Source organism: Micromonospora sp. NPDC050980 (assembly GCF_040653835.1).
Lineage (GTDB): Bacteria > Actinomycetota > Actinomycetes > Mycobacteriales > Micromonosporaceae > Micromonospora.
Map to the genome: position 1 here is coordinate 584918 of NZ_JBFAGS010000001.1, position 12900 is coordinate 597817.

The 12900-nt window shown below is 73.8% G+C and carries 11 protein-coding genes; 7 read left to right on the top strand and 4 right to left on the bottom strand.

Translation table 11 applies throughout. The features are described 5' to 3' along the window. The first annotated feature begins 71 nt into the window (after nucleotides 1-71). Nucleotides 72-713: a hypothetical protein gene (locus AB0H28_RS02880; protein WP_358033231.1), complete on the top strand. Its 642-nt coding sequence runs from the start codon at nucleotides 72-74 to the stop codon at nucleotides 711-713. A gap of 56 nt (nucleotides 714-769) precedes the next feature. Here the strand turns inward: AB0H28_RS02880 and AB0H28_RS02885 are convergent, their stop codons facing one another. The 3 genes from AB0H28_RS02885 to AB0H28_RS02895 form a co-directional block, all read right to left on the bottom strand. Continuing rightward, nucleotides 770-1219, bottom strand: coding sequence for a DoxX family protein (locus AB0H28_RS02885; RefSeq protein WP_358033233.1), 450 nt, complete (start codon nucleotides 1217-1219; stop codon nucleotides 770-772). A 177-nt stretch (nucleotides 1220-1396) separates the two neighbouring features. Next, the gene (locus AB0H28_RS02890) at nucleotides 1397-2281 is read right to left on the bottom strand and encodes an ABC transporter permease subunit (protein WP_358033237.1); all 885 of its coding nucleotides are present in this window, start codon (nucleotides 2279-2281) and stop codon (nucleotides 1397-1399) included. Continuing rightward, complete coding sequence (locus tag AB0H28_RS02895) at nucleotides 2281-5151, bottom strand: alpha/beta fold hydrolase (protein ID WP_358033241.1); 2871 nt, start codon at nucleotides 5149-5151, stop codon at nucleotides 2281-2283. The genes AB0H28_RS02890 and AB0H28_RS02895 overlap by 1 nt, the downstream gene beginning before the upstream one ends. 373 nt (nucleotides 5152-5524) lie before the next feature. On the opposite strand from AB0H28_RS02895, the gene AB0H28_RS02900 reads away from it, so the two are divergent. From AB0H28_RS02900 to AB0H28_RS02925, 6 genes are read left to right on the top strand one after another with little or no spacing between them, the layout of a single operon-like run. Beyond that, nucleotides 5525-6676: a hypothetical protein gene (locus tag AB0H28_RS02900; protein ID WP_358033243.1), complete on the top strand. Its 1152-nt coding sequence runs from the start codon at nucleotides 5525-5527 to the stop codon at nucleotides 6674-6676. Next, complete coding sequence (locus tag AB0H28_RS02905) at nucleotides 6663-9575, top strand: ATP-binding protein (protein ID WP_358033246.1); 2913 nt, start codon at nucleotides 6663-6665, stop codon at nucleotides 9573-9575. The genes AB0H28_RS02900 and AB0H28_RS02905 overlap by 14 nt, the downstream gene beginning before the upstream one ends. Next, a complete protein-coding gene (locus AB0H28_RS02910; RefSeq protein WP_358033249.1) occupies nucleotides 9572-10036 on the top strand; it encodes a roadblock/LC7 domain-containing protein in 465 nt (154 codons plus the stop codon). Before AB0H28_RS02905 ends, AB0H28_RS02910 begins: the two co-directional genes overlap by 4 nt. Beyond that, entirely contained in the window at nucleotides 10033-10482 is a 450-nt protein-coding gene (locus tag AB0H28_RS02915) for a DUF742 domain-containing protein (protein ID WP_358033252.1), read from the top strand. The genes AB0H28_RS02910 and AB0H28_RS02915 overlap by 4 nt, the downstream gene beginning before the upstream one ends. After that, on the top strand, nucleotides 10460-11221 hold the full coding sequence (locus AB0H28_RS02920; RefSeq protein WP_358033254.1) for an ATP/GTP-binding protein: 762 nt from the start codon (nucleotides 10460-10462) through the stop codon (nucleotides 11219-11221). The genes AB0H28_RS02915 and AB0H28_RS02920 overlap by 23 nt, the downstream gene beginning before the upstream one ends. Nucleotides 11222-11265: 44 nt before the next feature. Further along, a complete protein-coding gene (locus tag AB0H28_RS02925; protein WP_358033257.1) occupies nucleotides 11266-11796 on the top strand; it encodes a hypothetical protein in 531 nt (176 codons plus the stop codon). 67 nt (nucleotides 11797-11863) lie between these two features. Here AB0H28_RS02925 and AB0H28_RS02930 read toward each other — a convergent pair. Beyond that, on the bottom strand, nucleotides 11864-12900 hold a 1037-nt coding region (locus AB0H28_RS02930), incomplete at its 5' end, for an SRPBCC family protein (RefSeq protein ID WP_358033259.1).

Sequence of the window (12900 nt, forward strand, 5' to 3'; positions counted from 1 at the left end):
TGTTGCCCGAGTTGCTGACCTCCGTCGCGTCGGGAAACCGAATGATCCACGTGACCAGACGGGGAGAGCGCGTGGCGGCCATCGTCAGTCCCGATGTCGCCCAGAAGCTTCTCCTGGTCGTCGGCGAGGGCGGGCCGGCCATCCCCGGTGACCTGGCAGGGGCCATCACGCTGATAGAGCTGTTGCTGGAGGAGGACGAGCAGTGCCAGCCGGACGTGAGCTCACTGCGCGCGAAGCGGCACGAACTGACTGGAGCGTTTATCACGTTGGTCGACATCATGTTGCCCAACGCCATTCTCAACGGAGGCAGGTTGCAGGTGACGGACGACCGCGGAGAAGTGGTCGAGACCAAGCTCGTCGCGGACATTCTGGTGCGGAAACTCTACGGCAACCCGGACATCCAGAATTTCCCCCTGGACTGCTTTCCCGTCGTCGCCGGCAGCATATGGGCCGCCCAGAACGGCAGTGCCATCAGCCACCGGCTTCAGATCCCGATTGAGGTGTCCCCGACGGAGACGTTGGTATGGGCATTCGCCGCGTACGAACTGTGTCGGATCATCAATGTCATCCACGGCGACGGCACGGCGGAGGCGCTGATGTACGCGGCAGAGGAGTCCTCCCGAGTCGCGCTCGGAGGCACGGGAGCCGAGCCCGGTGATTGGGGATTCTGGTCCCCGCGGCAGAGGGGGCTGTTCGGGACCGCCGAGCACTGAAGATCCTGGTACGGAGCCGCCCTTCGGGGGCGACGCCGTACCAGGATCTACAGGAGTCAGGCGGCGACGGACGTGCGAGGGGCGGACAGGGTCTCGGCGGAGGCGGTCCGGCGGCGGGACAGCAGAACGTCCAGCGCCCACGGGCCGGGGCCGAGCACCGCGACCAGCAGGAAAGACCAGCAGAACATGGCGGCCGCCTCGCCGCCGTTGCTGATGGGCAGCAGACCGTGCTGCTGGTGCACGACGAAGTACGCGTAAGCCATCGAGCCGGACGCGAGCAGCGCGGCCGGCCGGGTGCCCAGGCCGACGAGCACCAGCGCGCCGCAGACCAGTTGGATCAGCGCGGCCCACCAGCCGGGCCAGGTGCCGAGCGGGATGGCGGCGCCGGTGGTCGGGTTCCCCCCGAGGATGCCGAAGATCGACGCTGCGCCGTGGCACACGAAGAGCGCGCCGACGACGATGCGGAACAGGGACAGCACGGGACCGCTCAGCTGTGCCGGGGCCATGAGGTACCTCCTGGGTCGGGTTACGGACGACGTCCAGGATGGCGGCCTAAGAGATCTAAGTTAATCAATTCCTTGCTGGCGGGACAGTTACGTGGGAACGCTCCCATGATATGAGCTGAGATGTTAACAAGGGACCCCTCCTCTACCGGAGGCGTTAAGAGGGGGCCCCTCCTTTCCTCAGCTCGTGATGTCCTTGCGGGTGAAGCGCCAGAAGGCCAGGCCCCAGAACAGGGTGGCGTAGGCGATCGCCGAGATCGCCCCCTTGACCACGTCGTCGGTCTGCGTCGGCGACGACAGCAGCCCCAGCCAGGCGCTGCTGTAGTGGGTCGGAAGCAGGTTGCGCAGCCCGCCCAGGGCGGTGATCTGGTCGAGGATGCTGGACAGGATCCAGAGCAGCACCGCCCCGCCGACCGCGCCGAGCGCGGCGTCGGTGGTCACCGAGAGCAGGAACGCCAAGCCGGCCACCACCAGCAGCACCACCGCCAGGTAGCCGAGCACCCCGAGCAGCCGCAGCAGCCCCTCGGCGGGCGCCAGTTCGGCGGAGACCTGGCTGCTCAGCGGCTCCCAGCCGTAGCGCAGCGTGCCGGCGACCAGCGCGGTGCCGGCCAGGAGCAGCAACGCCAACCCGGAGTACGCGAGCGCGACCACCAGCTTCACCGCGAGCAGCCGGGCCCGGGGCACCGGCACCGCCAGCAGGTAGCGCAGGCTGCCCCAGCTCGCCTCGCTGGCCACCGTGTCACCGCAGAACAGCGCTACCACCACGACCAGCAGGAACGACGCGGACACCAGGATCGAGAACAGGGTGAAGTTGAGCCCGCCCGCGGTGGCCAGGTCGGCCAGGCTGGCGAACTCGCCCCGCCCGCCGCCGTCGTCGTTCCCGGAGTCGAACTGGAACGCGATCAGGATGATCAGCGGCAGCAGCACCATGAACCCCAGCGCCAACTGGGTACGCCGACGCGACGCCTGCCGCCGGAACTCCGCCCCGAACGGCAGCGTGGCCGAGGGCCGGTAGCCGGCCGCCGCCCCACCACTGCCTTTCGACGCCACCTGAGAACCCGCCATCACCGGTCACCGCTTCCCCGAGAGTTCTCGCCGACCAGGGCGAGGAACGCGTCCTCCAGGCGACGCCGGGGCACCACCCGGTCCACCCCGATGCCGGCCCGGACCAGTTCGGCCACCACCTCGCGGCGGGCGGTGCCGTTGGTGTCGACCACCAGCCCGCCGTCGTCGTCGGGCAGCACCCGCACGCCGTCGAGCCGGTCGAGCACCGTACGCGCGGCATCCGGGTCGCTCACCTCGAACAGCACGCTCGGCGACTCACCGACGATCTCCCCGACCGGGCCGGACGCCACGATCCGCCCCTTGTTCACCACCACCGCGTGGGTGCAGGTCTGCTCCACCTCGGCCAGCAGGTGGCTGGAGACAAGCACCGCCCGGCCGTCCGTGGCGTAGCGCTGGAGCACCCGGCGCATCTCGGCGATCTGCGGCGGGTCGAGCCCGTCCGTCGGCTCGTCGAGCACCAGCAGCTCGGGCAGGCCGAGCATGGCCTGGGCGATGGCGAGCCGCTGCCGCATGCCGTGGCTGTACTTCTTCGTCCGCCGGTGCACCGAGTCACCCAGGCCGGCGATCTCCAGCGCCTCGTCGAAGTGCGCGTCCGCCCACGGTCGCCCGGTGGCCCGCCAGTACGCCTTCAGGTTGTCCAGCCCGGACAGGTGCGGCAGGAAGCCCGGCCCCTCGACAAGCGCGCCGATCCGGGAGAGCACCGGCGAGCCGGGCACCAGCCGGTGGCCGAACACGTGGATCTCCCCGGCGGTGGGCTGGGTCAGCCCCATCAGCACCCGCAGCGTGGTGGTCTTGCCGGCGCCGTTCGGCCCGAGCAGGCCGACCACCTGGCCGGGGTGCACCTCGAAGTCGACGTCGGAGACGGCGACGAAGCCGTCCGCGTACTCCTTGCGCAGGTTGCGCACGGCGAGCGGCACGCCCGCGTACTCCGGGTGCACGGAGCGGTCCTGGCGGCGGTGCCGGCGGCGGGCGAGCAGGACGACCACGACGAGCCCGACCACGATTGCGGCGAGCAGGCCGACAAGCACCCAGCGCCAGATCGCGGCCGACGTGGGGATCGGCGCGGCGTCCACGGTGGGCAGCACCAGCGGGCCGTCGCCGAGCGCCACCGTGTGCACCGCCGGTTCGGCAGGCGTGGCGTACGCCTGGTCCGACGTGGCCACCACGAGCCGCAGCCGGTGCCCGGCCTCGACCCGGCGGACGATCGCCGGCAACGTCACCGTCACCGGCGTCGCGGCGTCGATGCTGGCCGGCAGGCCGGTCAGCCGCACCGGCGCGACCAGGCCGGACGGCAGCGTGGACGCGCCCTGCGGGTCGACGTCGTAGAGCTTGACGAAGAGCACCGCCTCGCCGGTCGCCGAGGCGGCCCGGATCCGCACGGTCGGCGCGCCCACCACGTCGACCGGGTCGTCCAGCGGCGCCGACTCGAAGCGGGCGTGCTGGCCGGGGATGTCACCGGCCACGCCGTCCAGCAGCGAACCGAGCGCACCGGCGAACGGCACCGCGGAGATCGCCGCCGGGTTGCCGCCGGGCGGCACGGCGACCGGCTGGGCCGGGCCGGTCAGCGTGACGTCGCGTCGCTGCTGCCCGGTCACGCCCGGGTAGTCGTCGGTGCGGTAGCCGGTGGCCACCAGGCCACGGTCGAGCGCGTCGAAGCCGGCGATCCGGGAGAACGTGAACGATTCGCCCGGCGCCGGGCCGTCACCCTTGACGTAGTGGTCGAGCCACTGCGCGGTCAGGAACCTCACCCGGTCGGAGTCGGAGGTCGGCCCGGCGCCGCCGTCGTGGCCGCCGGTGAACCAGGCGACCCGCACCGGGGTGCCGGCGGCGGCGACGCCGCGGGCGTTGGCATCCGCCTCGGTGAGCGGGAAGAGCGTGTCCGCCTCGCCCTGCACCAGCAGGGTGGGGGCCTTGATCCGGTCGAGCACGCCGGCCGGCGACGAGCGGCGCAGCAGCTCGACCGCGGCGGCGTCGGCCCGCCCGGTGGTGGCGATGCGCAGGTACGCGGCGCAGACGTCGGCGGCGAACCGGCCGCAGGACGGGTCGGCGGCGGCACCCGGCGCCCGGCCGGAACCGCTGCCCGGCCCGGCGCCGGGCGCCGGGCTGGCCGGACCGGCCGAGGCGGGCGCACCCTCCGGCGCGGCGGCGGTGGTGCCGGAGAGGCCGGCCGGGCCGGAGCCGGCGCTGCCGCCGCCACCGAAGAAGATGCCGGCCCACCCCTTCTTGAACACGCCCTCGGTGGGCGGCTTGCCGGTGTTCTCCGGCAGGAACGCTCGGGACAGGTCGTTCCAGGTGATCATCGGAACGATCGCGTCGACCCGGGGGTCCTGCGCGGCGAGCAGCAGGGCCAGGCCGCCACCGTACGAGCCGCCGACCACGCCGACGCGCGGGTCACCGGCCGAGTCGAGGCGGACGTCCGGGCGGGCGGCGAGCCGGTCCAGCAGCCGCTGCGCGTCGCGCACCTCGTAGTCGGGGCTGTCCAGGTGGATCCGGCCGCCGCTGCGGCCGAAGCCGCGGGCGGTCCAGGTGAGCACCGCGTAGCCCCGGGCGACCAGGTCCTCCGCGTCGGAACGCACCGACTCCTTGGTGCCGCCGAAGCCGTGCGCCAGCAGCACCGCCGGCACCCGGTTGTCGGCGGAGGCGTCGGCCGGCAGGTAGAGCGTGGTGTCCAGGTCGACCGGCTCGTCGCCGGCCGGTCCGGAGCGGACGCTCACCAGCGCCGACTCGGTCCGGAAGTCCCGGCCCTGCGGGCGGGCCGCCCAGACCAGCGCGCCGGCGACCAGGACGACCACCACCACGGCGGCGACGCTCCGGCGCGGGTGGCCGGACAGGGCGCGTCGGACCCGCGCGACGGACAGCGGTGATCTCATGCGGCACACGCTACGGCCCACCGGCTGAGCGTTCCCTGAGATCCGCCGTACGTCCGTCCGGTTGCGCCGTTCGGCGCGTGCCGCCAGTCATCCGCAGAAGGTCCAGAGCGTCCCAGCGGGATGTATTCGGATCACGTGCATTCACATCTACAGTCGCAAATTACCCTCGATGCCGCGTCTCGGCGGCCCGATCGGACGCTCGGTGTCTCTCAGCTCGACGTTCGGTGACCCCGGACGAACTGACGTGAAGCCGACTCCACGACCACGGCTCCAGCCCCGCGCGGTTCGACTAATTTTCCGGTCCGGTGCACGGGACTGCGTACGGCGACCTTCCGCGCACCGACCGCCCCGCCGTCGCCGGAGGAGACAGACCATGACCGTTCCCGCGCCGCGGGTCCGTCGACGGCCCTCCGTACCGGGCCGCGTGCTGCCCCTGCTGCTGGCGCTGGCGCTGGTCGCCCCGCTCGGTCTGCTCTTCGCGCTGGCCGAGGGGAACACCTCGGACGACCACGACCTGACCACCCGGGAACGACTCGGCGTCCGCTACCTGCGCGTCCTCGGGCCGGTGACCGACGCCCTGGTGGAGGCCCAGTCCACCGCCGTCGCCGGGGCGCCGGTCTCCCGCACCGCGCTCAACGCCGCGATCGAACAGGTGGCCGGGGTGGACGACGCGGTCGGCGACGAGTTGCGCAGCCACGAACGCTGGGCCGGGCTGCGGGCGAAGCTGGAAGGGCTGCCGGACCGCGGGCTCGCCGACCCGGAGGCCGCCTACCAGGCGTACGGCGAGGCGAACGACCTGCTGCTGGCCCTCTACCGGAAGGTACGGGAAAGCTCCGGCCTGATCCGCGACCCGGAGATGGATTCGTTCTTCCTCCAGGACGCCATCGGCGGGGATCTGCCCACCGCGACGGTGCTGGCCGCCCGGCTCGCCGACCTGGTCCGGCTGGCCCCGGCCCGACCCGCCGCCCAGCGCGCCGAGACCGGCCTGGAACTGGCCGAGCTGCGGGCCGCCGCGTTCGGCCCGGCCAACGATCTGGTCGCCGACCTGCGCGCGGCGGTGGACAGCTCGGAGAGCACCGACCTCGGGGCCAACGTGCTCACCCCGCTGGACGCCTACCAGCGGTCCCTCGAAGCGTTCACCGCCGCCGGCGGTGGTCGGGCCGCGCCCAACCCCGACCAGCTCACCGCCGCCGGGCTCGCCGCTCAGGCCGCCGCCAAGCAGCTCCGCACCGTCATCCTCGACCAGCTCGACGCGCTGCTGACCGAACGGCTCGACGCACTCGACCGGGACCGGCTGCTGGCCCGGGTCGCGGCCGGCATGGCCGCCGCGCTGCTCATCGGGCTGGCCGTGACGCTGGTCCGGCGCGCGGTCGGCACGACGCGCCCGAAGCCGGCCGAGGCCGCGCTGCCCCCGGCGGTCCGCCCGGACCCACCGGCCGCCGCCCGCGACGCCGACCGCCTGCCCGTCGGGGTCGGTCCGGGCGTCGAGGCCGAGCGGTGGAGGCCGTTCGATGCTGCTCGCTAGGTTGCGGATCCGGGGCAAACTCGCCCTGCTGGTCATCATCCCGCTGCTCAGCATGGTGGGGCTGGCCGTGCCGGTGGTCCTCGACCGGGTGGCCACCGCGCAGCGGGCCGCCGACACCGCCGAGACCGTCCGCGTGGCCAGCCGGCTCGGCAGCCTGGTCCAGGACCTCCAACAGGAACGCCTGCTCTCCATCGGGCTGATGCTCGGCCGGGTGACCCGCACCGAGCTGATCCAGAAGTCCGCCACCGTCGACGACCGGGTCGCCGACCTGCGCGCCGACTCGCTGCCGACGCCGGTCCGGGAGTCCCTCGACGGGGTACGCCAACTGGCCGACGTCCGCACCGCGACGCTCGCCGGCCGGGCCACGCCGGAGCAGATCCTGAACACCTTCGCCAAGGTCGACGTGGCGTTGATCGACGCGCTGCGGCTGCCGTTCCGGGTGGACACCGACACCTCGGCGGGGCGGCAGGTGCTCGCCCTGGACGCGCTGCTGCGCACCGACGAGGCGTTGAGTTCCTGCGCCACCCAGATCGTGCTGGTCCGGGCGACCGGCGACCCGCGGGTGTCCGGCTCGTACATCGCCTGCATGGCCGCGCTGAACGTGGACAACCGGCGGTTCCGCAAGCTGATCACGCCGGAGCAGTTGAAGCTGGCGCTGCTGGACGACGCGGCGGTGGCGGCCCGGACCAGCCGGACCTTCCTCCAGGACAGTGTCCGGGATCCGGTCGGCGCGATCGCCCAGGTGCCGCTGGACGCGCTCTTCCCCTCGGTCCGCTCGATGATCACGCTGGGTCAGTTCGTGGAGAAGAAGGTCGTCGCGGACGTCATCGCGGAGACCCGGACCGAGGAGCGGGACGCGCTCTTCGCGGCCTGGCTGGTCGCCGGGGCGGCGGCCGTCATCCTGCTGGTGGTCGTGCTGCTCAGCATGACGGTGGCCCGCACGGTGTCCCGCCCGCTGAGCCGGCTCACCCGTTCCGCCGAGCGCGTCGCCCGGGTCACCGAGGCGGAGCTGACCCGGGTGGCCGACGACGAGACCGAGTCGGTGCCGCCGGTGCGCCTCGACCCGGTGGACGTGGGCGCCCGGGACGAGATCGGCGACCTGGCCCGTGCCTTCGACCGGGTGCAGCACACCGCCGCCCGGCTGGTCGAGCGGCAGGTGGCCGGCCGGCGCAACGTGGCGCAGATGTTCGGTCACGTCGGCCGGCGTACGCAGAACCTGGTCGGCCGCCAGATCGCGCTGATCGACCGGCTGGAGCGCCAGGAGGCCGACCCGGGGCGGCTGGAGCACCTCTACCGGCTGGACCACATCTCCAGCCGACTGCGCCGCAACGCCGGCAGCCTGGTGGTGCTCTCCGGCGCCACCGGCTCCGACGGCCACGTGGCACCGGTCCCGCTGGCCGACGTGGTCCGCCTCGCGCTCGGTGAGATCGAGGATTACACCCGGGTCGACGTGGAGGTGCCGCCCGGCGTCTCGGCGGCGCCCGCGATCGCCGGCGACCTGGTGCTGGCCCTGGCCGAGCTGATGGAGAACGCGACCACCTTCTCCCCACCGCACACCCGGGTGGTGGTGGCCGGCGAGCTGACCGACGGCGGCGCCCGGCTGAGCGTGGTGGACCACGGCATCGGCCTCACCGAGGAGCGGCTCGTCGAGGAGAACGCCCGGCTCACCCGACGGGAGCGGCTCGACCTCGCCCCGACCGAGGTGCTCGGCCTCTTCGTGGTGGGCCGGTTGGCCCGTCGGCACGGCTGGCGCGTGAAGCTGTCGGCGACGCTGGGCGGCGGCGTCACCGCCGGGGTGGAGATCCCGACCGGTTCGCTGGTGATCCGCCGGCCGGACCCGGCGGGCGCGACCGTGGCGCGGGCCACCGTACCCGCGGTCGGGCGGCGGCCGGAACCGACGCCCCTGGAACGCGCGGCCGTCGCCGCGCCGGCGTCCGCCGAGGCCGCCGGCTTCGACGCCGAACTGCTGAGCCGGGCGACCCGCAGCCTCTCCAGCGGTGACTCGTGGAACGCCTTCGGCAACCAGGCCGACGCGCCGGACGACACCCAGGACGCCGCGCCGGCCGGTCCGCCGGCACCGGCCGCCGGCACGTCGCCGGTCGAGGACTTCCGCTTCCCCACCGGCGGCCCGCCGCCCGCCTGGCCGCCCGCGGCCCTGGCACCCACCGCACTGCCGGCCGGCCCATCGGCGCCGCCCGCGAGCACCGCCCCGCCGACACCGGTCGTCGGCCCGGCACCGGCCGCTCCCCCGGCCGCCGGGCCGACGACCGGCCCCACCGTCGTCCCGCCACCCGCCGGCCCCACCCGGTCGACCCCACCCACCGGCCCGAACCGATCGGCCCCACCCGCCGGCCCCACCCGGTCGACCCCACCCGCCGGCCCGAACCGATCGGCCCCACCCGCCGGCCCCACCCGGCCGATTCCGCCCGCCGGCTTCCCGCCGGCCGGGTCACCTCCCGCGCCGGCCGCCCGGCCCGCCTCCCCCGGGCCCGTCGGCGCGCCGGCCGGGCCGGCCGGGAACCGGCCGATCCGCAAGCGGGTGCCCGGGGCGAACCTGCCGGCCGGCCCGCCGGCCGCACCCGCCGGGCCGGTGATCGGGCCGCTGATCGGCATCCCCGACGACCCGGCCAAGGTCCGCGCGCTGGTGGAGGCGTTCCAGGACGGGGTACGCCGGGCCGAGGACGATGTCACGCCGGCGCCGGAGCGACCCCGACTCAGCCGGCGGGTGCCCGGGGCGAACCTGTCCGTCTCGCCGGTGCCGCCCGCACCTCCCACCAGCTCGGATCCCGGTGACCCCGTCGAGGTGCGCAACCTCATCACCGAGTTCGAGGAGGGCGTCGCCCGCGCGCTGCGCGAAGTCAGTCCCGACCGCCGCTACGAAGAGGATCCATCACGGTGACCAGCCCGTTCCTGCACGACAACATCGACCAGAGCGCCACCGGCGACCTCAGCCCCGAGGCGCGCACCTTCAACTGGCTGCTGGACTCGTTCACCTCCAGCACGGCCGGGGTGATGGAGGCGATCGCGGTCTCCTCGGACGGGCTGCTGATGGCCATGTCCGCGATCAAGGACCGGTCCAACGCGGAACGGCTCGCCGCCGTGGTCTCCGGCATGACCAGCCTGGCCGGTGGCGCCGCGAGCTGGTACGCGCTGGGCGCGCTCAACCGCGTGATCGTCGACATGGCCGAGGGCTACCTGCTGATCAGCTCGATCAGCAGCGGCTCGGTCCTGGGCGTGGTCGCCGACCGCTCGGCAAACCTGGGCACCGTGGCGTACGAGATGACGCTCTTCGCCGGCCGTGCCGGTGGCGCCCTGAGCCCCCGCCTGATCGCCGAACTGAAGAACGCCGTCCAGCAATGATCCCGGGGGCCGCCGGTGGGGACCCGGAGCCGGAACCCGGCGTCCGGATCCGCCCCTTCCTGCGCGCGTCCGCCCCGGCACCGACAGCGGACGACGGTGACGAGGAGCCGCCCGGCCTACGCCCGTTCGTGCTCACCGCCGGACGGGTGGACGGCGACCCGTCGATCGGCCTGGAAACCCAGGTGACCGCCCGCCCGGGCAGCGGTTCGTGGGCGGTGACCGCCCGACTGGCGCCGGAGCTGGCCACGATCGTCGCGATCTGCGCCGAGCCGGTGTCGGTCGCCGAGATCTCCGCCCGGACCCGGATGCAGTTCGGGGTGACCCGGGTGCTGGTCGGCGACCTGCGCGCCGCCGGCCACCTCGACGTGCACGTCGCGGACGTCGACGACGCCCTCGATCCCGACCTCATCCTGCGAGTGATTGATGGACTTCGTGCGATCTCCTGAATGGCGGGCGGCCGGCCAGGGCGGGCCGGCCGCGAACAGCGCCCCCGCCCGCTACGGCAACCCGGCCCCGCTGATCGGCCGGGCCACGCCGCCCCCGCCGGCCGGGCCGCCGTTGCCGTACCAACCACCGAGCGGGCCCGGTGAACCCGCCCCGATCGTCAGCCGGGTGCCCGCGCCCCGGCCGCCGATCCCGGTGAAGATCCTCATCGCCGGCGGTTTCGGCGTCGGCAAGACCACCACGGTAGGCGCGATCTCCGAGATCGCGCCGCTGACCACCGAGGCGGAGATGACCACCGCCGGGATCGGCGTCGACGACCCGGGCGGGGTGGCCGGGAAGACCACCACCACGGTCGCCATGGACTTCGGCTGCGTCACCATCGACCGCAGCCTGAAGCTCTACCTCTTCGGCACGCCCGGCCAGGCCCGGTTCGGCTTCATGTGGGAAGACCTGGCCCGGGGTGCGCTCGGCGCGCTGGTGGTGGTGGACAGCGCCCGGCTCGACGACTGCTATCCGGCGATCGACTTCTTCGAGCGGGCCGGGCTGCCGTTCGCCGTGGGCGTCAACGCCTTCGACGGACGGCTGGCGCTGGACCTGCCGTCGATCCGCTGGGCACTGGCGATCGCCGAACACGTACCGCTGGTGCAGTTCGACGCCCGGGACCGGCTCTCCGTACGGGACGCCCTGCTGGTCGTCCTCGACCGGGCGCTGGACCGGGCGACCCGGGCCCGGGAACGCTGAACCGCCCGCCGGTTCGGTAGGTGATCTGCGAAGGGGTGAACGCGATGCGAGGTGATCTGGACGAGACACTGGCCCGGCTGGCGCGGCGCGAGGAGGCGCAGCGCCGCCGGGTGCCGCTGCCCGACGAACCGGCCGGGGAGATCGACCGGGGGACGCCCGCCGACCCGGAGCCGGTCGAGCCGGCGGAGCAGCGGTCCGGGCACGGCGCGTACCGGCTGCGGGGTGGCGTGGCGCTGCGGGGCGGTGCCGCACCACCGCGACGCGACCCGGTAGAGGAGGTCGCCGAGGCGGTCCGGCGGGTGGTGGCCGAGCACCCCGGGCTCGCCGTGACGCTGCGGGTGGAGTTGGGCGGCCAGGCGTACCCGATGCGCGTCTCCTGGTCGGGTCCGGCGGTGACGGTGGGTCCGGTGCCCGCGCCGACGCCGCCGCCGGCCTGGCCGATGTCGGTGAAGACGGTGGCCGCGCCCGGCCACGACCCGCTGACGGCCGATCCGGCGGCCCGGCTCGCCGAGCTGATCCGACGCGACCCCTCGCTGCTGACCGATCCCACCCCGCCCCAATCCGGTCGATCATGAAGTTGGCGATCCCAGCGGAGATCCACATCGCCGCCAACTTCATGATCGACGCAGTGGGCGGGGCGGGTCAGTCGCCCCGGCGGCGGGTTGTCGGCCGGCGGGGGAAATCGGGGGTACGACGGGGGCGCTCGTCGCGGGTCGGGCGCTTTTCGGGCTGCGGGCGGCGCGGCGGCGGCCGGCCGCGACCGGCAGGCGGGCGCTCCTCGTCACGCCCCGGCTCGGCACCCTCCCGCTCCTCGCGCAACGCGGTCTGGTGGTCCTTGACCACCTGGGAGTCCCGGATCTCGCCCCGCCAGCCCACCACCGACTCCGGGTCGAGCACGGTCTCGGTCATGACGTGCCGGACGAAGTGCTTCAGCTCCAGCCGGACCCGGCGGCCCTGCGCCCGCCAGAGATTGCCGGTGTGCTCGAAGAAGCCCTGCGGGTGATATTCCAGGACGACCAGGATCCGGGTCAGCTCCGGGCCGACCTCGTGGAAGCTGACCGTGCCGTCGACCGAACCCTTGTCGCCCCTGGAGCGCCAGTGGACGAGCCGGTCCGGGATCTGCCGGACGATCGTCGACTGCCAACTGCGGTGCGACCAGAGAACCTGCGCCTTCCAGGTCATCCTCTCGTCGGAGTCGTTGTCGGCCCGCTCGACCTTCTGCATGAAGCTCGGGAAGTCACCGAAGGTGGTCCACTGGTCGTAGGCCACCCGCACCGGCACGCCGACCTCGATGGTCTCGACGATGTTGGTGACCTTGAGCTTCTTGCCGCCGCCCTTACCGCCCTTGCCACCGCCGAACGCCGACATCAGCTTCTCCTTACCGCCGGCCAGGCCGGCATGGAACATCGCCTTCAGCGGGGAGTGCCCGTCGGCGAGCTTCTGCGCGCCGGTGGCCGCGGCGACCAGGCCGGGCCCGCCGCCCCGCTTCGCGTACTCGCTGAGTCGACCGGTGGCGGCGGTGACCCGCTCGGTCACCACCTGGACGGCGCGGTCGCCGATCGCGGTGGCCAGGTTGCGCAGCTCGCCGCCGATCTGGGCGCGCGCCCGGTCGGTGAGGCTGCCGGTGGGCATGGTCACCGCCCCCGCAGCCGACGCACGGGCGACGGCTGCCCGGTGCC

Bases quoted from the DNA above. Each gene is read 5' to 3' on its own strand.
- AB0H28_RS02905 (WP_358033246.1), top strand. From the start codon at position 6,663: ATGCTGCTCGCTAGGTTGCGGATCCGGGGCAAACTCGCCCTGCTGGTC.
- AB0H28_RS02895 (WP_358033241.1), bottom strand. From the start codon at position 5,151: ATGAGATCACCGCTGTCCGTCGCGCGGGTCCGACGCGCCCTGTCCGGC.
- AB0H28_RS02885 (WP_358033233.1), bottom strand. From the start codon at position 1,219: ATGGCCCCGGCACAGCTGAGCGGTCCCGTGCTGTCCCTGTTCCGCATC.
- AB0H28_RS02925 (WP_358033257.1), top strand. From the start codon at position 11,266: ATGCGAGGTGATCTGGACGAGACACTGGCCCGGCTGGCGCGGCGCGAG.
- AB0H28_RS02900 (WP_358033243.1), top strand. From the start codon at position 5,525: ATGACCGTTCCCGCGCCGCGGGTCCGTCGACGGCCCTCCGTACCGGGC.
- AB0H28_RS02890 (WP_358033237.1), bottom strand. From the start codon at position 2,281: ATGGCGGGTTCTCAGGTGGCGTCGAAAGGCAGTGGTGGGGCGGCGGCC.
- AB0H28_RS02915 (WP_358033252.1), top strand. From the start codon at position 10,033: ATGATCCCGGGGGCCGCCGGTGGGGACCCGGAGCCGGAACCCGGCGTC.
- AB0H28_RS02920 (WP_358033254.1), top strand. From the start codon at position 10,460: ATGGACTTCGTGCGATCTCCTGAATGGCGGGCGGCCGGCCAGGGCGGG.